Annotated in this window: 16 protein-coding genes and 6 pseudogenes; 8 read left to right on the top strand and 14 right to left on the bottom strand. The window is 65.4% G+C overall.

Annotated features, from left to right (window positions below):
* Positions 1-22 precede the first annotated feature (22 nt).
* The 13 genes and pseudogenes from KZO24_RS07515 to KZO24_RS07575 form a co-directional block, all read right to left on the bottom strand.
* Positions 23-424: a helix-turn-helix domain-containing protein gene (locus tag KZO24_RS07515; RefSeq protein ID WP_486487060.1), complete on the bottom strand. Its 402-nt coding sequence runs from the start codon at positions 422-424 to the stop codon at positions 23-25.
* 286 nt (positions 425-710) lie between these two features.
* A complete protein-coding gene (locus KZO24_RS07520; RefSeq protein WP_486487061.1) occupies positions 711-1,073 on the bottom strand; it encodes a hypothetical protein in 363 nt (120 codons plus the stop codon).
* 143 nt (positions 1,074-1,216) lie between these two features.
* On the bottom strand, positions 1,217-2,062 hold the full coding sequence (locus KZO24_RS07525) for an NADPH:quinone oxidoreductase family protein (RefSeq protein ID WP_486487153.1): 846 nt from the start codon (positions 2,060-2,062) through the stop codon (positions 1,217-1,219).
* Positions 1,944-2,966: an SDR family NAD(P)-dependent oxidoreductase gene (locus tag KZO24_RS07530; protein ID WP_486487062.1), complete on the bottom strand. Its 1,023-nt coding sequence runs from the start codon at positions 2,964-2,966 to the stop codon at positions 1,944-1,946. Before KZO24_RS07530 ends, KZO24_RS07525 begins: the two co-directional genes overlap by 119 nt.
* Complete coding sequence (locus KZO24_RS07535) at positions 2,950-3,504, bottom strand: acyl-CoA dehydrogenase family protein (protein WP_486487063.1); 555 nt, start codon at positions 3,502-3,504, stop codon at positions 2,950-2,952. The genes KZO24_RS07530 and KZO24_RS07535 overlap by 17 nt, the downstream gene beginning before the upstream one ends.
* Positions 3,423-4,253: an acyl-CoA dehydrogenase family protein gene (locus tag KZO24_RS07540; RefSeq protein ID WP_486487064.1), complete on the bottom strand. Its 831-nt coding sequence runs from the start codon at positions 4,251-4,253 to the stop codon at positions 3,423-3,425. Before KZO24_RS07540 ends, KZO24_RS07535 begins: the two co-directional genes overlap by 82 nt.
* Before the next feature lie 36 nt (positions 4,254-4,289).
* Entirely contained in the window at positions 4,290-5,090 is an 801-nt protein-coding gene (locus KZO24_RS07545) for a phosphotransferase (RefSeq protein WP_486487065.1), read from the bottom strand.
* A pseudogene (locus tag KZO24_RS07550) lies at positions 5,081-5,200 on the bottom strand (phosphotransferase family protein); the annotation flags it as partial. The pseudogene KZO24_RS07550 and the gene KZO24_RS07545, both read right to left, overlap by 10 nt.
* A gap of 23 nt (positions 5,201-5,223) precedes the next feature.
* Positions 5,224-5,358 (bottom strand): hypothetical protein, encoded by a 135-nt coding sequence (locus KZO24_RS07555; RefSeq protein ID WP_486487066.1) that lies wholly within the window; start codon positions 5,356-5,358, stop codon positions 5,224-5,226.
* 7 nt (positions 5,359-5,365) lie between these two features.
* Complete coding sequence (locus KZO24_RS07560; RefSeq protein WP_486487067.1) at positions 5,366-5,824, bottom strand: MarR family winged helix-turn-helix transcriptional regulator; 459 nt, start codon at positions 5,822-5,824, stop codon at positions 5,366-5,368.
* Between the two features lie 31 nt (positions 5,825-5,855).
* A pseudogene (locus tag KZO24_RS07565) lies at positions 5,856-6,930 on the bottom strand (alpha/beta hydrolase).
* Between the two features lie 54 nt (positions 6,931-6,984).
* A pseudogene (locus KZO24_RS07570) lies at positions 6,985-9,512 on the bottom strand (penicillin-binding protein 1A).
* A gap of 180 nt (positions 9,513-9,692) precedes the next feature.
* Positions 9,693-10,562: an N-acetylmuramoyl-L-alanine amidase family protein gene (locus KZO24_RS07575; RefSeq protein ID WP_271183531.1), complete on the bottom strand. Its 870-nt coding sequence runs from the start codon at positions 10,560-10,562 to the stop codon at positions 9,693-9,695.
* 634 nt (positions 10,563-11,196) lie between these two features.
* On the opposite strand from KZO24_RS07575, the gene KZO24_RS07580 reads away from it, so the two are divergent.
* The 8 genes and pseudogenes from KZO24_RS07580 (at position 11,197) to zapE (ending at position 18,843) form a co-directional block, all read left to right on the top strand.
* Positions 11,197-13,986: an Rne/Rng family ribonuclease gene (locus KZO24_RS07580; RefSeq protein WP_271183497.1), complete on the top strand. Its 2,790-nt coding sequence runs from the start codon at positions 11,197-11,199 to the stop codon at positions 13,984-13,986.
* Positions 13,987-14,372: 386 nt separating this feature from the next.
* Positions 14,373-15,032 (top strand): annotated as a pseudogene (locus KZO24_RS07585) (FAD-binding protein); the annotation flags it as partial.
* 134 nt (positions 15,033-15,166) lie between these two features.
* Positions 15,167-15,331, top strand: a pseudogene (locus tag KZO24_RS07590) (FAD-binding dehydrogenase); the annotation flags it as partial.
* Between the two features lie 6 nt (positions 15,332-15,337).
* On the top strand, positions 15,338-15,505 hold the full coding sequence (locus KZO24_RS07595; RefSeq protein WP_486487220.1) for a hypothetical protein: 168 nt from the start codon (positions 15,338-15,340) through the stop codon (positions 15,503-15,505).
* Positions 15,490-15,957 (top strand): FAD-binding protein, encoded by a 468-nt coding sequence (locus KZO24_RS07600; protein WP_486487068.1) that lies wholly within the window; start codon positions 15,490-15,492, stop codon positions 15,955-15,957. The genes KZO24_RS07595 and KZO24_RS07600 overlap by 16 nt, the downstream gene beginning before the upstream one ends.
* Positions 15,958-16,462: 505 nt before the next feature.
* Entirely contained in the window at positions 16,463-17,245 is a 783-nt protein-coding gene (locus KZO24_RS07605; protein ID WP_008832647.1) for a succinate dehydrogenase iron-sulfur subunit, read from the top strand.
* A 170-nt stretch (positions 17,246-17,415) separates the two neighbouring features.
* Positions 17,416-17,733, top strand: coding sequence for a PaaI family thioesterase (locus tag KZO24_RS07610; RefSeq protein WP_271183499.1), 318 nt, complete (start codon positions 17,416-17,418; stop codon positions 17,731-17,733).
* Positions 17,730-18,843: pseudogene (zapE, locus tag KZO24_RS07615) on the top strand (cell division protein ZapE). Before KZO24_RS07610 ends, zapE begins: the two are co-directional and overlap by 4 nt.
* A gap of 401 nt (positions 18,844-19,244) precedes the next feature.
* Here the strand turns inward: zapE and KZO24_RS07620 are convergent.
* Positions 19,245-20,729, bottom strand: a complete 1,485-nt coding sequence (locus KZO24_RS07620; RefSeq protein ID WP_486487069.1) for an EAL domain-containing protein — start codon at positions 20,727-20,729, stop codon at positions 19,245-19,247.
* Positions 20,730-20,737: the final 8 nt, after the last annotated feature.

Below are 20,737 nucleotides of genomic sequence, written 5' to 3' on the forward strand. Positions count from 1 at the left end.
CCGACACCGATGCAAGCGGCCACTATCCGGTTGCCGAAAGCATCGCCCCGCCGTCCCTGGCGAACACCGGACACGATCCGAACGGCTCCTCCGCACTCACCGCGATCATCTCCTGCACCGCGCTCTCTCCGCGATACTCGCGCGGGTTGGCGCCGAAGACGCGCTTGAACATGCGGCTGAAATGCGCGGGGCTCTTGAAGCCGACGCCATAGGCGATCTCCCCGATCGACACCTCGCGCGGGTCGGAAGCCGCGAGCCAGTCCCTCGCCTTCGCCAGTCGCTGCTCCCAGACCAGTTCCGAGAACGAGGTGTCGCGCATCCGCAGCAGGAACGAGAGATAGCGCGGAGAAATGCCGCAGCCCTTCGCCACCATCGCCGTCGACAGCAGGGGATCGGCGAGGTGGACCTCAATGAACCGCAGCACCTGCTCCAGCCTCCGCTCGGCGATCGACAGGCGGGCGGGCGCGGTGTCTTCCCCGCGCGGATGGCATTGCCGATCAGGCCGAGCGCGGTATCGACCAGAAGCCGCGCCGACGCCTCGCCGATGCGCCCCTCGTCGGCCAGCACTTCGTCCAGCAGAGTCTCGGCCAGCGCGAGTTCGGCGCGCTCCATCGCCATGAACAGGCCGTTGTTGAATTCCTGCCGCACGAAGCCGCGCAGGATGTGGGTGGGCACGGCGAGGTTCAGCACTTCGTGCATTCCGTCCTGGCCTATCCGGCACTCCACGCAGAACGGCGACATCGAGCGGGTGATGAGGAAGTCCCCGGCTTTCGCCACCTTGCCGCCGCACTGGTTGGAGACGGCGAGTTCCCCCGCTTGACGAACCACAGGATCGAGAGGTCCGTCGCATCCTCGCGAATATGACGGCGCGAGCGGCGGAAGAACAGATTGGCGGCCGAACGTCGCCGTATGATCGAGATTGCACCGACTGCCTTGCGCTCCGAATGCAAGTCGGCGGTCGCCGCATCGTCCGCGATCCAGATGTCACCCCGGCAGTATTCCTGCCCGCGACTGCCGTGAAACAGGCAATCGCGGTGCTCGCGCATCTGGAACGTGAACAGAGTCTCCGCCATGGCTCTCTCCCGATGGCGGGACCGAGGCGCTTCTGTCGGCGTCGGTGCTCCCCACCATTCGTATCACCTGTGCGGGATGCTACCCGACATTGTCGGCAAATCGACCGGCATTGCGTACACGGCCGTCTAGCATCGCCCGGGCGTTACTCCATTACCAGCACGACCCGGCCAGCAGCCTTGCCCGAGAAGGCCGCGTTCATCGCCTCGGCATGACGCTCAAGCGGATAGCGTTCGGCGATCGCGGGGGAGAACACACCCTCGCCAGCCAGTTCCATCACCTTGCGCCGCAGGGCGGCGGCCTCGGTGGGACGCCGCAGCGCGTGATCGCGCATCTGCACGCCCACGAGGCTGGCGCTCTTGAGCAGCGGCAGGTTCGTGCGCAGCGCCGCGATCCCGGCGGTGAAGCCGATCACCAGATGGCGCCCGTCGTAGCCGAGATTGCGGAAGGCCGGTTCGCTGGCCTCGCCGCCCACGGGATCGAAGACGATGTCGACGGGCTTGCCGTCGTTCGCCGCCATGACCTGATCGCGCCAGTCCTGCGCGCCGGTGGTGACGACCGCATGCGCCCCGCCCGCCAGTGCCGCCGCCTGCTTCTCCGGACTGGATGCCGAGGCGATGACGTGCAAGCCAAGGTGCCTGCCGACCTGGATTGCCGCGTATCCGGTCCCGCCCGCCGCGCCGAGCACCAGCAGCGTCTCGCCCGGCTTCGCGCGCCCGCGATCGGCCAGCGCGTAGTACGCGGTCTGGTAGTTCACCGCGAAGACAGCGGCCTGCTCGAACGTCATCGCCTCGGGCACTTTCGCCATGTTGGCGGCGGCGAAGAGATTGGCCTCGGCGAACAACCCGCCGAGCCCGCCGCAGAACACGCGGTCACCGGGGGCGAGGTGCGTCACGCCCGGCCCCACCGCCTCGACCAGGCCCGCCGCCTCGCTGCCGGGGATGAAGGGCATCGGCGGCTTGAACTGGTAGTGCCCCATCGCTGTCAGCACATCGACGTAGGACACCCCCGCCGCCTTGATGGCGACGCGCACCTGACCCTCGCCGGGAGCACCGGGGTCGAACGCTTCGAGGACATAGCTCTCCGGCGGCCCGAAGGCGCGGCCGATGACCGCGCGCGGGCTCAATGCTGCCCCCGTCGCAGCGCACGATCGAGCCCGTCACGTTGACCGAGGCAGGGCTGGCCAGGAACAGCGCGGCGGTGACGATCTCCTCCGGGTTCGCCGCATGCCCGCGCGGGATCGGGATCGGCCCCTGCCCCTTGTCGGGCCATGCCTCGACGATATCGGTGCGGAATGCGCCCGGCGAGAGCGTGTTGACCCGCACGTGCGGCGCATATTCCCACGCCAGCGAGCGGCTCATCGCATTGAGCGCGGCCTTGGACGATCCATAAGTCACCACCTGCGGTAGCGGCATCATCGAGCCCGAGGAGGTCACGTTGATGATGCAACCGCCCGGCCCGCCTGCCTCGGCGCGGTCGAACATGCGCTTGCCCACCAGTGTCGAAAGGCGGAACGGCCCCTTGAAGTTGAGGTTGAGCACGGAATCGAACAACTTCTCGCTGACTTCGTGGCTGGGCATGCGCGGGCTCATCCCCGCATTGTTCACAAGGATATCCACAGCCCCGAAAGCCGCATAGGCCTCCTCGACCAGCCGCTCGCATTCGTCCCAGCGGCCGACGTGGGCGCTGATCGCCATCGCCTTGCGGCCAACACCGCGCATTTCCTCGCAGACCGCCTCGCAGACATCGAGCTTGCGACTGGCGACGATCACGTCGGCACCGCGCTCGGCGAAAGCGCGGACCATCTGGTAGCCCAGCCCGCGCGACCCGCCGGTGACGAGCGCGACCTTGCCGGTGAAGTCGAACAGCGGGTCCATCTCAGGCATCTCTCGCATTCGGGTAGCGCTCCAGCGCCTTCGCGGTGCGCGTCGGGATATGCTCAGTCGGAAACATCCCTTCCGCCGGCCGCACCCGCTTGAGATAGGCGCGCGCCAGTTGCGAGCGGTGCGCGTCGGTCGGCCCATCGGCGAAGGCCAGCGCCATGTTGCCGCCGTACCATTTGGCCAGCGGCATATCGAGCGAGATGCCCAGAGATCCATGCACCTCCAGCGCCCGCCCGACGACGTTCGCATAGACCGAGGCCATCGCCACCTTGCACATGCCGATGTGTTTGCGCGCCGCGCCGTGCTTCAGGCGGCCCGCCTCGATCTCGTCGATCAGCCATGCGGTCTTGAGCACCAGCAGGCGGAACTGCTCCAGTTCGATCACCGAATCGGCGATCTTGGCCTGCACCAACTGGTGATCGCCCAGCATCGCGCCCTTGGTGCGGCGCGAGACGGCGCGTTCCAGCATCATGTCGAGCGCGCGGTTGCACATGCCCACCGTGCGCATGGCATGGTGGATGCGGCCCCCACCCAGCCGCGCCTGCGCCACCTTGAATCCTTCGCCCGGCCCCCGAGCATATGATCGAGCGGCACCCGGACCCGGTTGTAGCGGATATGCGCGTGATGCCCGTTCTCGGGATCGAAGTCCCCGGCGATGGCGACGTTGCGCAGGATCTCGATCCCCGGCGTGTCGGCGGGAACGACGAACATGCTCATCCGCTCGGTCAGCGGGGCGTCCGGATCGGTCACGGCGATGACCAGCAGGAAGCTGGCGAACCGGGCATTGGAGGAGAACCACTTCTCGCCCTCGATCACCCATTCGTCGCCTTCCTGCACGGCGCGGCATGTGAAGACGTCGGGGTCGGCGCCGCCCTGCGGCTCGGTCATCGAGAAGCACGAGACGATCTCGCCGGCCATCAGCGGGCCGAGGTACTTCTGCTTCTGCTCCGCCGTGCCGAACAGGGCGAGGATTTCGGCATTGCCGGTATCGGGCGCGGCGGTGCCGAACACCGTCGGCGCCCAAGTGGAGCGGCCGATGATCTCGTTCATCAGCGCCAGCTTGACTTGTCCGTAGCCGGGACCGCCAAGATGCGGGCCGAGATGGCAGGCCCAGAGCCCCTGCGCCCTCACCTGCTCCTGCAGCGGCTTCAGGTGCCGCCGGGCGGCCGCGTAGGAGGGATCGAACTGCGCGCCCTGTTCGGGGAACAGCAGGTCCATCGTCTCGCACTCGTCGCGCACGAAGCGGTCCATCCAGTCGAGCCTGGCCTGGAACTCCGGGTCCGTCGAAAAATCGATCATCGTTCTCTCCCATTCCTCCCCGTACCGGAGAGGAATTCACTGCATTCTCGCCACTTGCGCGGCGGTATCGCGGAAGCACTGCTCGACGATGCGCGCGAAGAAGCGCCCCGTCTCCTTCGGCAATATCCCCGCCTCCGCCTGCGCCACCTTGTATTCGAGCAGGCACCCGGACTTGAATTTCGAGAGCACCGAGAACCATTCGAAGTCGCGAATGTCGCGCCCGGTGCCCGCGCAGTAATAGCGCGCCAGCTCCTGCTTCGTCGGGAAGTTGGCCGGGTTGTTGAGTGCGGTCGGGAACTCCCGGTCCGGATCGTCCTCGTCGCGCATGCCGCCGGTGAACCAGCCCATGTCGATCATAGGATCACCGATGGTGGACAGTTCCCAGTCGATCATCGCCGCAAGGCGCGCCGGAGGGCCGTGGCGGAACATCATGTTGGGGGTGCCGACATCGCCGTGGATGATCCCGCGCACTTCCTCCGGCATCCGCGCGTGCCGCAGCCAGTCCTCGGTTTCGGCATAGCCTTCGAGCACGCGGCCCTCGTAGCCGTAGCGCTCCTTGTAGGACGCCAGCTGGCCCGCCCAGCGATCGACCTGCCGTTCCAGGAACCGGCCCGGCTTGCCGTAGTCCCCAGCCCGATCGCCTCGTGATCGACGTTGGCGAGCGCGATCAGCCCGTCGACGATGGCAAAGGGGATGCCGTATTCGCAAGGCATCGTATCGAAGGGCGGCTCGTTGTGAATCTTCTCGCCGCGCAAGTTCGGTGCCCAGCCCTCGACTTTCTCCATGACGTAGAACGGCGCGCCGACCACGCTGTCGTCGGAACAGGACCCGTAGCACACCGGATGGGGCACCTGAGTGCCTTTGAGTGCCGTCAGGATACGCGCCTCGCGCAGCACGCCCTTCTCCGCTCCCGGCGGCGGCACGGCGGGTGGACGGCGCATGACCATCGGCTTCTCGCCCCGGTCGATCGTCAGCACCACGTTCGACGTGCCCCCGAGAGTACCGCGGTGCGCAGCGGCCCCTTGCCCAGTTCGGGCACGAAGGCGTCCAGCCATTCGGTCAGCGGCCCGACTGGGGCCAGCCGGTCGAGATCGGCGTCCATCATCCTCTCCTCAGCGAGCGCGGAAATGCGCCTCTATCTGCCTGCGCACCGCGCGCAGCGCGGTCGTCGCGGCCGCGACTTCTTCGGAATCGAGCACCAACCGCGCAGCCAGTGCATCGGCGCGCGCGTCGATCTGACGCTTGAGCGCGGCGCCCTTCGCGGTCGGACGCAGCAGCATGGCGCGCTTGTGTGCGGGATTTTCGAAAGTCTCGACCAGCCCGGCATCGCGCAGGGCATTGGCGGCGCGCTGCACCAGCTGGCGCGCGTGGCCCATCGAGCGGCCGATCTGCGCGACGGTGGGGGCATCTTGCGCCTCCACCACCGCGGTGAGCACCATGTGCTCGCTGTCGTTGAGCGCGCATCCCGCCCGCGCCTCGCCGAAGACGCTGCGCAGGCGGCCGTTCAGGCGGATGGTCTCATCGACCAGTCCTACCAGCGGATGACGCGACTCAGATACTCCCGTTTCCATGGAAACGGGGTGTCATGTTGACACGATCGTGTCATTTCTTTGGAGGCGCGGCCTCGTCAAGCATCGCCCGGGCGACATGGAGGAACGCCGCCGTGTCGGTCTGGGCCGAAGGGATCGCCTTGCGGAACGTCGCGAAGCCGTGGATCAGACCCTTGCCCTCGAAGTAGGCGGTCGGCACCCCGGCCTCGACCAGTTTGGCGGCATAGGCACGGCCCTGGTCGCGCAGCGGATCGAGCCCCGCCGTCACCAGCACCGTCGGCGGCAGGCCCGCCAGATCACCGAGGATCGGCGAGGTGCGTGGGCTCTTCGAGATCGGCCGCATAGTGCTCGGTAAAGCTCGCCATGCTCTTCGCGTCGAGCATGTAGCCCTCGGCGAACAGTTTCGAAGAGGGATAGAGCTTGCCGAAATCGGTCGCCGGATAGATCGGGATCTGCATCACCACCGGCACCGCCGCAGGCTTGTCGCGCAGGGCCGCTGCCGTGATCAGCGTGAGGTTACCGCCCGCGCTGTCGCCGCTGAGGATCAGGCCGGTGAACGCGCGCCCGAACGCCTTGCCGTTGGCCGCCACCCAGCGCGCCGCCGCCTCGCCGTCGTCCGGCGCGGCGGGCCAGGGGTTCTCGGGCGCGAGGCGGTACTCGACCGACACCACCGGCAGGTCCAGTTGCCGCGCGATCTCCGCCGCAAGGCCGGCGTGAGTATCGATGCTGCCGAGCACGTAGCCGCCGCCGTGATAGAACACCACAACCGGCCCGGGACCGCGCTCGGGGCGCGGATCGAACAGGCGCAGCGCCATCGGCCCGCCGGGCCCGGGCATCGTCACGTCCTTCGTGGTAACGTTCCCGATCGGCAGATCCTGCTGCGCCATCGCCGCCAGCGCAGCAGGCGGCAGCTTGTGTATCTGCATCAGCAGTTCGCGCGTGAAAGGCGGGTTGGGCTTGGCGTAGAACGCCTTGAGATAGGCCGCGACGTCCGGGCGGACATCGGGCGCGGCGCTCGTTTCCTGCGCCGCAGGAGCTGCCTGTCCGGACGCGACCGGCGCCGTCGCCAGCATCAGGGCCATCACTCCGCAGCCTGCAATGCCGCGCATACCCGCCATTCTCTTCATCGACTTCCCTCCTGTTCGGCCGGCGGCGCATGTCCCGTCCGGCCCCGGCGGGGATCAGTATACCCCGCCCTGCTCTTCCGCAAAGTTGCCCATGTCACCCGCCGCTGCCGCCGCATTCGCATCGCGCGCGTCGCGGGCACTGCGGATCGAGGCCACCAGCGCGTCGCGGCGGCGGCTGAACTCGTCCTCGGCGGTGTACTGGCGCGGTTCGGTGTCGGGCTTGAAGGCCTCCCAGATTACCGAGGCTTTCGGCTCGTCGGTAGGCTCGACGCCCATGACGCGCTTGCCGGTCACGCGGTCGATGCGGACCATACGGATGCCCTGCGGCGCCACGAAAGGCTGGTGCGACCAGCGGCCCGGCGTCGCCAGCACCACGTCCTTGAATATCGGCGCGGCGATGCGGCCACCCTGCGCGTAACCGCCCAGCGAGCGCGGCGTGTCGTAGCCGATGTAGACGCCGCCCACGTAGTCCTGGTTGCCGCCCATGAACCACACGTCGGTCGGGCCGTTGGTGGTGCCGGTCTTGCCGAACATTGGCAGCTTGAGGTCGCGCAGGCGCTCCGCCGTGCCGCGGGTGACGACGCCTTCGAGCATGTGCACGGTCTGGTACGCCGTCGGCGCGTCCATCACCTGCTTGCCGACGCGCTGGATGCGCGGCATCGGCTTGCCGTCCCATTGCGCCATGTTGCAGGCGTTGCAGGTGCCCTTGTCGGCCCGCCAGATCACCTTGCCATTGCGGTCCTGGACGTAGTCGATCACCGAGCCGGAGAACTGCACGCCGTTGTTGGCCAGCGCCGCATAGGCGTTGATCATGCGTCCCACCGTCGTCTCGCCCGCGCCGAGTGCGAACGACAGGTACTTCTGGTAATCGCCGATGCCCATGTTGTGGAACGTGCGCGTGACCTTGGCCATGCCCACGTCGTTGGCGATGCGCACAGTCATCAGGTTGCGCGACTGTTCGAGGCCCCAGCGCAGCGTATGACTGCCCGAACCGCCCGCACCGCCGAAGTTACGGAAGCACTTGTTGCCCAGACCCGCGCCCTGGAACACGCAGAAGGTGCCGTCGAGCACTTGCGTGGCGGGGGTCATGCCGTTCTGCAGCGCGGTCGCGTAGACGAAGGGCTTGATGGTCGAGCCGGGCTGGCGTTCGGCCTGCGTCGCGCGGTTGAAGCTGTCGATCCCGGAATCGAAGCCGCCCTGCATGGCAAGAATGCGACCCGAACCAGGCTGCTCGATGATCATGCCGCCCGAGACTTCGGGAATGCCGCGAAGCGCCCAGGTGCTGCCGCCCATCGGCTGGGCCGCGACCAGATCGCCGACCTTGGCCTTGTCGGAAATACCGGTCAGCGTGGAAACGTTGCCGTCGGAGAAGCCGATGCGCCCCGTGCTGCCCGAGGCATCGAGAATGACGCCGACGCGCCAGTCCTTGTAGTCGATCGTCTTGTTGGCGACGACGAGCTGGCTCTGCCAGTTCTCGAGGTCGCTCAGATGCGCGATCGGCCGCACGAAGCCGCGATTGCCGTGATAGAGCAGCAGCCCCTTGCGCAGCGCATCACGCACCGCGACCTGCATCTGCGGATCGAGCGAAGTGCGCACCCAAAGACCGCCCGCATAAACGCTGTTCGGACCGTCTTCGGCCTTTTCGCCGTACTTGCCGATCAGGCGGCGGCGAACTTCCTCCAGGAAGTAACCGTTCGACGGCTCGTACGTGCTGGTACGCTGTGTCACGAGGCCGAGCGGCTCCGCCTTGGCGGCGGCGGCGTCCTGCGCGCTGGCCCAGCCGTTGCGCACCATCTGGTCGAGCACCCAGTTGCGGCGCTCGATCGCGCGGTCCTCGTTCTTCTTGCGGCCGTAGACTTCCGGCGCACGCGGCAGAATTGCGAGGAACGCGCTCTGGCTGAGCGACAGGTCCTCGACGTCCTTGTCGAAATAGGCGCGCGATGCCGCCTGCACGCCGAACGAACGGCGGCCGAGGGAATCTCGTTGAGGTAGAGTTCGAGGATCTGCTGCTTGGTCAGCACGCCCTCGATACGGCGGGCGACGATCATTTCCTTGAGCTTGCGCGTCACGGAATATTCGTCGCCGATCAGGATGTTCTTGGCGACCTGCTGGGTGATCGTCGAACCGCCCTTGGCGCGCACGCCCGAGCCGTACTTGGTGACATAATCCACCACCGCGCCCGCCAGACCACCGACGTCGACGCCGCCGTGCGTCCAGAACGTGCGGTCCTCGGCCGAGAGGAAGGCGTTGACCATCGGCCTGGGGAAATCGACAAAGCGCAGCTGCACGCGCCGTTCGCGGGCGTAAGAATAGACGATCTCGCCGTCCATCCCGCGCACCATCGTCGGCAGCGGCGGCTGGTATTCCAGCAGCTTGTTGGCGTCCGGCAGGTCGTGGGCAAGGAACACCCAGAACGCGGCGATGCCGGCAAAGCCTGCCATGCACAGATAGCCGAAACGGCGCATCCACTTGCGTTCGTGCCAAGCCCTGCGCAGAGCGGCAAGGCGTCCCGGCCCATCGCGGCGGATGCGGTAGGTCGCGTCTTCGGGCGGCTGTTCGCCGGGATCAATCGCGTCGGTCATTGCGTGCGCCCTCTAGCACGGCGTTTTGGCGCAAGGAAACCACTCTCGTCGCAACTCTTCGTCGTCCCGGACCTGATCCGGGACCGCTGGCCGTAAACAGCGCACGAAGCTGCCCGCGGCCTGCCGCCCAAAGACCGCCACCGGTCCCGGATCACGTCCGGGACGACGCGTTCAGCCCGCTCAACCACCAGGGTTCCTTGCGAAATAGGCGCGGATCGCCTTCGCGCCCGCCTCCGCCAGCACCTGCTGCCCCTGCTTCGATCCCAGCGCCTGCGCGTCGTCGGGATTGTTGATGTAGCCCGTCTCGAACAGGATCGAGGGCATGTCGGGCGCCTTCAGCACCGCCAGCGCGGCGGCTTCAGGCCGGTCGCGGTGCATGCCGACGCCCGCGTCGCCCAGTTCGCGCAGCAGCAGCGTCGCGACTTGCGTAGAGCGCGCCTGCGCCCCGCGCTGCGAGAGGTCGAGCAGGATCGCGCCCACTTGCGCGCTCGTCTTCGACAGCTTGACGCCGTTCACGCGGTCGGCGCCGTTTTCCCGTTCGGCGAACCGCTCGGCGGCCTGGCTCGATCCCTTTTCCGAGAGGACATAGACACTTGCCCCGCGCGCCGAATCAGCCTCGGCGCTGTCGGCATGGATCGAGACGAACAAGTCCGCGTTCAGCCGCCGGGCAATGTCAGGGCGATCGGCGAGCGCGATGAAGCGGTCGGTGTCGCGCGTCAGGGCCACGCGCAGGCCGCCGCTTGCCAGCAGCTTCTCGCGCAGCGCCAATGCGATCTGCAGCGCCACGGCCTTTTCCTTCAGCGCTCCGGCCCCCGCGCCGGGATCGAAGCCGCCATGGCCCGGATCGATGACCACCAGCGGACGGCTGGCGTCGGGCGGCCCATCGACGCGCGGCAGGTCGATCGGCGCGTTCACCCCGGGCAGGTCGAAGCGGATGACGTAGTCGTAGCCCCCGGCCCGCACCGGCCATGCCCCGCTCACCGCGAACGCGGCGGCAAGCACCGCCAGCGGCGCGACGAAGACGAGGATCAACTGCAAGGTGCGCGACATTTGCGCCAAGGACTAAGCCGCGTTTGGCGGGCGGGCAATCCTGCGCCCCCGCGCTTTCCCACAGGCTGGTCAGCCGCTCCGCCCCGGGCCGATGCCCGCCAAATTCCAACGGTCCAAGCAACTTGCCGTCTTGCGTCATGAATGCTAGGCCAGCAGAACCGAGGCGAGGAATGCGCGTCGGTCCTCGCAATCCGGCAATACCATAACCATATGGCGCCGGACAGGACCGGCAGAGCCAGACGCAAGCCTCGGCCCAGGGAGCCGGAAATAATCCTTTTTCCGGAGCGCCTTATCAGGTTGAAGTGAGCCATGAGAAGCCAGTTGCCGCCTTGCCATTCGACGCCCGAAAGGGCGCGGGCGGCGTGGTCGCAACTTTCCGCGCGTTCTAATACGCCGCGCGTGTCTTCGCTCGCAGACGCACATGCTGCCACACATGCTACTGGGGCAGCCACTACTTTCGCCGCGCATGGAGCGCTGGATTGCTCCACCATTGCGCCAAAACTCGCCCCCTCAGTTTGGAACGCCGCCCCAAGTGGCCGCGTCGTGATTCTGCGGGGCGCATTCGCCTACAGTGAACATACGCGCATCCGCCAGGCTGATCCGGCCCGGCGTCGACGCGCACGGAGAATACCAAATGGCAACCCGCATGCTGATCGATGCGCGCCACCCGGAAGAAACGCGGGTGGCGGTCGTCAAGGGAAACCGCATTGAAGAGTTCGACTTCGAGTCGACCGAACGCAAGCAGATCAAGGGTAACATCTACCTCGCGAAGGTGACGCGCGTGGAGCCTTCGCTCCAGGCCGCGTTCGTGGACTTTGGCGGCAACCGCCACGGCTTCCTCGCCTTCAGCGAAATCCACCCGGACTACTACCAGATCCCCAAGGAGGACCGCGAGGCCCTGCTGGCGGAAGAAGCCGCCCATGCCGAGGAAGAAGCCGCCCTGCGCGCCACCGAAGGTGACGACGAGGACGAAGACGGCGACTACAACGACGATGGCGGCCTCACCGAGGTCGATACGTCCGAAAAGGACCATGTCGCCACGATCGAGGACGGCGCGGTAGAGAACCCGTTCCACGCCGACGACGACGGCGAGCATGAGGGCGAGCACGGCGACGAAGAGTCCGAAGGCAATAACCGTCGCGGCCGTGGCCGTCGCCGCCAGGGTGGCCGTCCCTCGGGCCGCTCGAAGGAAGCCGACGACCTGCGCGCCAAGCGCATGGCACTGCGCCGCCGCTACAAGATCCAGGACGTCATCCAGCGCCGCCAGGTGCTGCTGGTCCAGGTCGTCAAGGAAGAGCGCGGCAACAAGGGCGCGGCTCTCACCACCTACCTCAGCCTCGCGGGCCGCTACTGCGTGCTCATGCCGAATTCGAGCCACGGCGGCGGCATCAGCCGCAAGATCAGCTCGGCCTCGGACCGCAAGCGCCTGAAGTCGATCATCGCCGAGATGGACCTGCCCCGCTCGATGGGCTGCATCGTCCGCACGGCGGGCCTCCAGCGCACCAAGACCGAGATCAAGCGCGACTTCGACTACCTCGCCCGTCTGTGGGACGAGCTGCGCGAACAGACAATGCGCTCGGCTGCCCCTGCGCTGATCCACTCGGACAGCGACCTCATCAAGCGCGCCATCCGCGACATCTACAACCGCGACATCGAGGAAGTGATCGTCGAGGGCGAGGCCGGCTACCACGCCGCCAAGGACTTCATGAAGCTCCTGATGCCCAGCCACGGCCGCAAGGTTAAGCCTTACGCCGATCCCGTCCCGCTGTTCCAGCGCTTCGGCGCCGAGGACCAGCTGACCGCGATGTACGACCCCGTCGTGCAGCTGCGTTCGGGCGGCTACATCGTCATCAACCCGACCGAAGCACTGGTTTCGATCGACATCAACTCGGGCCGCGCCACCAAGGAGCACGGGATCGAGCAGACGGCGGTTGCCACCAACCTCGAAGCCGCTGCCGAAATCGCCCGCCAGCTGCGCCTGCGCGACATGGCCGGCCTCGTCGTGATCGACTTCATCGACATGGAGTACGGCTCCAACGTCCGCAAGGTCGAGAAGGCGATGAAGGAAGCGCTCAAGAACGACCGCGCCCGCATTCAGGTCGGCCGCATTTCCAGCTTCGGCCTGATGGAAATGAGCCGCCAGCGCCTGCGCACCGGCGTTCTCGAAGCGACCACGCGTTCGTGCCCGCACTGCGACGGCACCGGCCTCGTCCGCACCGCCAGCTCCGCCGGTCTCTCGGCGCTGCGTCTGATCGAGGACGAAGCGGCCAAGGGCAAGGGCATCGTGGTCTCGCTGTTCGCCTCCACCGAGGCGGCGGTCTACATGCTCAACGCCAAGCGCACCGACCTCGCCGACATCGAGGAGCGCTACGGCGTCACCGTCGAAGTCATCCCCGAGGGTGAGAACGAAGGCGCCAAGATGCGCGTCATGTCGTCGGGCCCGCGCAACGAGTTCGTGCCCCGCTTCGAGCCCATCGCCGAGGACGTCGAGGACGACTTCGTCGAGGAAGAGTACGAGGACGAAGAGCTGGAAGCCGAAGAGGCTGCCGAGCGCACCGAAGCGTCCGAGGACGGTGAAGGCCGCCGCAGCAAGCGCCGCAAGCGCCGCCGTGGCCGCAACCGCGATCGCCGCGAGGACGGTGCCGAGACCGCTGAGGTCGAAGCTGCCGACGCTTCGGACGAAGGCGACGACGCCGAAGACGAAGGCGAGAGCATCGTCGAAGCCGAGGGCACCGAGGCCGAGGGTGACAACACCAACGCACCCAAGAAGCGCCGCCGTCGCGGTGGTCGCCGTCGTCGCGGTCGTCGCGGTGAAGGTGAGGCCGAGAACGGCGCAGAGGGCGAGGACGCCGTGATCGGCGCTGAAGGTCTCGAACTGGCTGCCGAAGAAGCCGCGCTGCCGGTCGCCGATGGCGGCATCAGCGCCGAGCCGATCGTCCCGGCCGAACCGGTCGCCGAAGAAGCGCCTGCAAAGCCCAAGCGCACCCGCCGCAAGAAGGTGGACGTCGAAGCCGAAGCCGTCGTCGAAGCGCCCGAACCGGTCGCCGAGGAAGCGCCGGCAAAGCCCAAGCGTACCCGTCGCAAGAAGGTGGACGTCGAGGCAGAAGTCGTCGTCGAAGCGCCCGCAGCGCCGGAGCCGGTCGCCGAGGAAACGCCTGCCAAGCCCAAGCGCACCCGTCGCAAGAAAGCGGACGTCGAGGCAGAAGCTGCCGTGGCTCCGGCTCCCGAGCCGGTCGCCGAGGAAGCTCCGGCAAAGCCCAAGCGCACCCGTCGCAAGAAGGCGGACGTCGAGGCAGAAGCTGCCGTGGCTCCGGCTCCCGAGCCGGTTGCCGAACCCGAGGTCGCCGCTGAGGCTGCTCCGGCTGACGCGGAAGCCTCTCCGACGCCGCGCCGTGGCTGGTGGCAGCGCACTTTCGGCGAGTAATCGCTAAAAGTCTGAAAACGCAGGCGCCGCGCGCGATCCCACGGGGTCACGCGCGGCGTCTTTGCGTTCAGGGCAGATTCCCCTGTTTCGTCATTGCGAGCGCAGCGAAGCAATCCAGGGCGGTTTACGCGGCCGTGGATTGCTTCGCTGCACTCGCAATGACGTCACTTTGGGAGGTCCGAACCCACCCTGCCCTATGACATGTCGGAGTGGCTGTCGGTCCCCGCCGAAACCTACAGTGCCCGCATAAAGAACAAGCGGCGCAGGCGGTCTTCCGCCGATCCTGTCGTCCGCGAACGGCCTGTTGGGAGACGGACTGGATGACACAAGACGCGAATTGGGATCTCGAGGCCGACGTCGTCGTGCTCGGATCGGGCGGCGCGGCCATGACCGCAGCGATCGCCGCGCATGATTTCGGCGCGAAGGACGTGGTGATCCTCGAGAAGACCGGCATGGTCGGCGGCACCACCGCGATGTCGGGCGGCATGCTGTGGATTCCGGGCAACCACCACCAGCTCGAAGCAGGGATCACCGAAGACGACGAAGATGTCGTCGCCTATCTCGACTCGCTGGCACCCGGCGCGCTCGATCCCGATACGCTCATGGCCTTCATGGAAACCGGGCCGGAGATGATCCGCTATCTCGCGGACAAGACGCCGGTTCGCTTCCACGCCTATGCCGATTTCCCCGATTACCAGCCCTATATGCCCGGCGCCAAGCCCGACGGCGGCCGCTCGCTCGACAACGATGCCTTCTCGTTCGAACGGCTCGGCAAATGGGCGACCCGCGTGAACCCGACCAAGATGGCCTACCCGGTGCGCGGCAGCCTGATGGAAGCGATCAACGGCACGCTGGACGAAGCGACGCTCGCCGAGCGCGAGGCAGGCGATTATCGCGGTCTGGGTCAGGCATTGGCGGGATCGCTGTTCCTCGCGGTGATCGATCGCGGCATTCCCGTCGAGTTCGAAAAGCGCGCCCGCAAGCTCGTGAAGGACGGCGATCGGGTGATCGGCGTCGTCGCCGAGGATGCGGGTGGCCGCGACTACCGCGTGCGCGCCCGGCGCGGCGTCGTCATCGCCACCGGCGGTTTCGAGTGGAACGAGACGCTGGTGAAGACCTTCCTGCGCGGCCCCTCACCGGCCCCGTCAGCGTGCCCGAGAACGAGGGCGACGGGTTGCTCATGGCGATCGAGGCGGGCGCCCAGCTCGGCAACATGCAGCACGCCTTCTGGCAGCAGAGCGTACTGGAATTCCAGCCCCAGCACCGCGCCGCCAAGCCGAACTACCTGCTCGGTTCGGACGAACGCGCGCGCCCCGGCGCGATCCTCGTCAACCGTGCGGGCAAGCGCTTCGTGAACGAGGCGGCCAATTACAACGCCATGGGCAAGGCGCTCCACGCCTTCGATGCAGGTACGCACGCCTACGCCAACCTGCCGTACTGGCTGATCATCGACCAGCGCTATCGCAGCAAGTACCAGACCTTCAACACGCCCCGGGCGGTCCCGTGCCCTCGTTCATGATGCAGGCCGACACGCTGGAGGAACTCGCCGAAAAGGCCGGGATCGATCCGCAGGGGCTCGCGGCGACGGTGACGCGCTTCAACGATCTGGTCCGCAAGGGCCACGACGACGACTTCAACCGCGGCGACAACACCTACGACAACTTCTACATGTGGGGCGATGCGGAGTTCGAACCGCCTTACCGCACGCTCGGCGTGATCGATCAGGGGCCATTCTTCGCGGTGAAGATGGAAGCCGGGGCGCTCGGCACCGCCGGTGGTCCGAAGACCAACGCCGATGCGCAGGTCCTCGACTGGAGCGGCAATCCGATACAGGGCCTCTACGCGGCGGGCAACGTCATGTCGGCGGTGCTGGGCGAGGCCTACGGAGGCGCAGGCGGCACGCTCGGTCCGGGCATGACCTTCGGCTACATCGCCGGAAAGCACCTCGGCACGCATCTGCCGAACTACTGACCGCAGCTTTCCTACAGGGACATGGGCGGAGTATTTTTCCGGCCATGTCCTCTTGCGTTCTCACTCTTTTGTTTTCGATCCGAGGCACCGTGTTCCGGCTCGCGGCTTTCCGTCGCAAGGTGACAGGTCCGGCCCGCAAGGTGACACCCCGGGATCGTAAAGTGACACCCAAGGTGACACATCGGCGCCGCAAGGTTACACACAAGGTAACACATTCCAGCACAGGAATGGCGGATTTTCGTGGGATGGCAGCGGCCAGACCGCGCAAAGTGACACCTTTTCCCTCTGGACCGTGTAAACCGTGTAAACCTCGACGCCCGCGACTTTCGCAACGGCACTTGCGCGCCATGCGCCCGCAAGGCCCGCTGCAGCGCCGATATCGGTGCATTTCCCGATATTCCACCGCTCACCTCTCCATAGTCACCTCTTGCCCTATGCGGACGAATCGCTAGAGGGGGACCACAAAGCGGTTCATGCCGCACTGCAAGATCACGGGGATTCTACCATGGCGACCTTCACCCTCCCGGCGAACAGCAAGATCAGCAAGCGCGGCAACGTGCACAAGGCTGAGGGCGCCACCAAGGTCAAGAAGTTCACCGTCTACCGCTACGACCCGGACTCGGGCGAAAACCCGCGCTACGACCAGTTCGAGATCGACCTCGATGCGTGCGGTCCGATGGTCCTTGACGCGATCATCAAGATCAAGAACGAGATCGACCCCTCGCTGACGTTCCGCCGCTCGTGCCGCGAAGGCATCTGCGGTTCGTGCGCGATGAACATGAACGGCAAGAACGGCCTCGCCTGCACCACCGCGATCGAGGACCTGAAGGGTGACATCCGCATCACTCCGCTGCCGCACATGGACGTGATCAAGGACCTCGTGCCCGACTTCACGCACTTCTACGCGCAGTACGCCTCGATCCGTCCCTGGCTGCAGACCGTCTCAACCACCCCGTCGGGCAAGGAGCGCCTGCAGAGCCCCGAACAGCGCGAGAAGCTGGACGGCCTCTATGAGTGCATTTTGTGCGCGTGCTGCTCGACCTCGTGCCCGAGCTACTGGTGGAACTCCGACAAGTTCCTCGGCCCGGCGATCCTGCTGCAGGCCTACCGCTGGCTGGCCGACAGCCGCGACGAGATGACCGGCGAGCGCCTTGACGAGCTGGAAGATCCCTTCCGCCTCTACCGCTGCCACACCATCATGAACTGCGCGAACGTGTGCCCCAAGGGCCTCTCTCCCGCGCGCGCCATCGCCGAAATCAAGAAGATGCAGGCCGAGCGACAGGTCTGACAGGACAGGTCTGATCGGGCTGCGTCGCCGTGGTGCAGAATGCATTCGTCCATGAGCCGGACCCGGAGTTTCCGGGCTGGCACACATGGGAACTGAACGAGGGACCTCGGTTCAACTCCCATGGGCTGGGCCGGATGATCGTCCGCCCCGAAGGCCCGCGGAGCGCGTGCTTGCGACTGCTTGAAGTCGACGAGCGGCACAGCAACATCCTCGATGCGATCCACGGCGGCGTCACCCTGGCGATGATCGACGTGGGCATGTTCGCCGCCGCCTGCCTTATCGTCGGCCCGGCGATGATCGGCGGCGTGACGCTGGAACTGACCAACCAGTTCATCGGCGCCGGCCGCATCGGCGAGCCGCTCGACGTCGTGTCCGAAGTGATGAAAGAAACCGGTCGCCTCGCATTTATGCGCGGCACCGTGCAGCAGGGCGACCATCTCGTCGCCAGCTTCATGGGTACCTTGCGCAAGCCGGGCGCGCCACGATGAGCGCGATGCTCGAACGCTACGAGGCGCTGGTCGCGACCGGCGAACTGCGCTCCGATCCGGAGCAGGCAGCGGCCGCCGAGCGACTGAGCCGTTTGCAACGCGAATTCTACAAGTCGTCGTCCTCGACCGGTCTTTTCGGCAAGCTGCTGGGCAAGAAGGCCGTCACGCCACGCGGCGTCTACATGTGGGGCGGTGTCGGACGCGGCAAGTCGATGCTAATGGACCTGTTCGTCCAGACGCTCGACATTCCCGGCAAGCGCCGCGTGCACTTCCACGCCTTCATGCTGGAAGTCCATGCGCTCCTGCGCGACGAGCGCAAGAAGGAAACCGGCGACCCGATCCCGCCGGTCGCCGCCGCCATTGCTAGAAACGTGCGTTGCCTCGCCTTCGACGAGATGGTGGTCAACAACTCGGCCGATGCGATGATCATGAGCCGGCTCTTCACGTACCTGATCGCCAACGAAGGCGTGACGATCGTAACGACGTCGAACCGCGCGCCCTCCGAGCTCTACAAGGACGGTCTCAACCGCGAGCATTTCCTGCCGTTCATCGGACTGATCGAGCAGGAACTCGACGTCCTAACCCTGAACGGCCCGACGGACTATCGCATGCAGCGCCTCGGTGGCATGGCGACCTGGCACGAACCGCTCGGAGAACCTTCGACGGAAGCTGCGCGAGAGGCGTTCTACCGTCTCACCGACTACCCCCGAAGACAGCGAACATGTTCCGTCGGCGGATATCGACGTCGGCGGCGGCCGGATGCTTCACGTCCCGAAGAGCCTCAAGGGCGTCGGCGTGTTCAGCTTCAAGCGGCTCTGCGGGGAGGCTCGCGGTGCGGCGGACTACCTCGCGATCGCCCGCGCCTATCACACGGTGATCCTCGTCGGCATTCCGAAGATGGGGCCGGACCGTCGAAATGAGGCGGCACGCTTCGTGACGCTTATAGACGCACTTTACGAAAACAAGGTCAAGCTGATTGCAGCTGCTGATGCAGCTCCTGAGGATTTGTATGAATCCGGGACTGGACGGTTCGAATTCGACCGCACGATCAGCCGCCTTAATGAAATGCAGAGCGCAGATTACCTCGCACTCGGCCACGGCGAAGGCTAAACTTCGTTAACAAGTCCCGAATCGGGATGCGCTTCGTTATGCCGAAGCCGCATAATTTTGCGCGGCATCGTCCGATATATTAGTTGGTTAACCAACTAATGGCGGCGGTTTGCATGCACATCTGGCGCTATTACTCATTCCCATTTGCACAAACATATGCAGTAGATAAAGAAAAAGCGCTTTCCAAAAGACAGGAGTTCTTCTGGAAAGCGCTTCTTTTTATTCGCAGTGATCCGAGTCAATTATCTCGGACTAGTGCAACGGAAATCTCTATTAGAGACCGCCGCCCCACCAACCACCGCCCCAGATGTCCTTGTTCATCTTCATTCCCCATGTGAACGACCGCATTGCTACGGTCGAACTCATGGATAATAGTTAGTTAACGAGTCATCAAGGAATTTTTAACCAATCAAACGCGCCCTCCGGCCGGATACGAAGTCCAAGAAATCCCGAAATGGGACAGGGCGACTCACATGATAACCCTGAACTAGATCACAATTGAGGCCTGACAGCATCTCCAAAACCTTAGCAGTCTCGACACCTTCGGCCACGACGACGCGGTCCAGCGAGTGCGCCATCTCGATGATCGACTGCACTAGCAGCAGATCTTCCTTGCTACCCTCCATCGACGACACGAATGTCTTGTCGATCTTCACTTCGCTTGCAGGCAGGTAGCGCAGATAATCGATCGTCGCGTTACCGGTGCCGAAGTCGTCGATCGAAAGGCGCAAACCGGACTGGACCAGGCGCTGGAGCATCTGGAACGTCTTGGAGCTGCGATCGAGACGATCGGTTTCAGTGATTTCAAGAATCAGGCGGTTAGGCGAAAGGCCATGCGCCGCGAGAATTTCCGCGATCATTCCAGGCAAGCCCGGATTGCGCAGGAGTTGGGCCGAAATATTGACGGACATCGTCATCTCGTACCCATGGCGCTCCAGTTCGACTGCAACCCTCACCGCGTCGTTGATGACGAAACGGGTGATGCGCTCGATCCGGTGAAATTCCTCGGCAATGCGGATGAACTTATCCGGGCTAATCGGTCCGCGCTCGGGATGAGTCCAGCGAACCAGAGCTTCGGCTCCGCTGATGCGGTTCGACCGCAAGTCGAGCTTAGGCTGGTAGGCCACCCAGACTTCCCCGTTGTCGATCGCGCGATCCAGCGATGTCAGCAGCGAGATTTCCCACTGCGCCTCATGCTTGCGGGCATCGTGTTGATAGACCAGTTCGTCATTTCGCACGGCTTCTTCGGCTGCCTGCATGGCGCTGGCGACCCGGCCCGAAAGCGGACGATCGAAATCCGAGTCGATGCCGCAGTTGAACGACAGGTCGATGTCGATACCACCTACCTGGATGCCATTCTGGACGATCCTGTGCAAACCTTCGAGATTCTCGAAGAGGTCGAAAGTGCTGCGGATAGATGACAGCCAGACGAACATTCCGCCTTCGTGATAGATCAGGACGCTTTCGTCACTGATGCGGATACGTCGCACGATCTCCTTGGCGAGTTGCGCTTCGACATGCTCGGCGAAGCTGCCGATGATCCCACCGTAGTTGCGGATTTTCAGGGCAACCAGAATGCGCGTGGACAGATCAGGCGAATTGCGCAAAGCCTGAACGCTGGGCAAGCCCGAACCTGTGTTGGTTTCTCCCGCCTCCTCGACCCTGTCGAGGTTCCGCATACGAATGACAGCCACCAGCGCCACGGAAAAGGCAGGAATGACCTCAACCTGGACATTTACATAGTCCAAAAGGAACGGCACAGCACCCACCACCGCAACCAGGCCCGTAAAACGGTAGACGTCAAGGACGCGCCCTCGGCCAAGACCCGATGCAATAACGACCAGAACCAGCAGGTATGCAGGAAACCAGCCATACTCACGCGGCATGCCAAGCT

The organism is Novosphingobium sp. NFX11, from assembly GCF_057376415.1.

Coding starts and splice junctions, on each gene's coding strand:
- KZO24_RS07560 (WP_486487067.1), bottom strand. CDS start 5,824: ATGGAAACGGGAGTATCTGAGTCGCGTCATCCGCTGGTAGGACTGGTC.
- KZO24_RS07605 (WP_008832647.1), top strand. CDS start 16,463: ATGGCGACCTTCACCCTCCCGGCGAACAGCAAGATCAGCAAGCGCGGC.
- KZO24_RS07540 (WP_486487064.1), bottom strand. CDS start 4,253: ATGATCGATTTTTCGACGGACCCGGAGTTCCAGGCCAGGCTCGACTGG.
- KZO24_RS07555 (WP_486487066.1), bottom strand. CDS start 5,358: ATGATGGACGCCGATCTCGACCGGCTGGCCCCAGTCGGGCCGCTGACC.
- KZO24_RS07580 (WP_271183497.1), top strand. CDS start 11,197: ATGGCAACCCGCATGCTGATCGATGCGCGCCACCCGGAAGAAACGCGG.
- KZO24_RS07575 (WP_271183531.1), bottom strand. CDS start 10,562: ATGTCGCGCACCTTGCAGTTGATCCTCGTCTTCGTCGCGCCGCTGGCG.
- KZO24_RS07620 (WP_486487069.1), bottom strand. CDS start 20,729: ATGCCGCGTGAGTATGGCTGGTTTCCTGCATACCTGCTGGTTCTGGTC.
- KZO24_RS07520 (WP_486487061.1), bottom strand. CDS start 1,073: ATGGCGGAGACTCTGTTCACGTTCCAGATGCGCGAGCACCGCGATTGC.
- KZO24_RS07530 (WP_486487062.1), bottom strand. CDS start 2,966: ATGCGAGAGATGCCTGAGATGGACCCGCTGTTCGACTTCACCGGCAAG.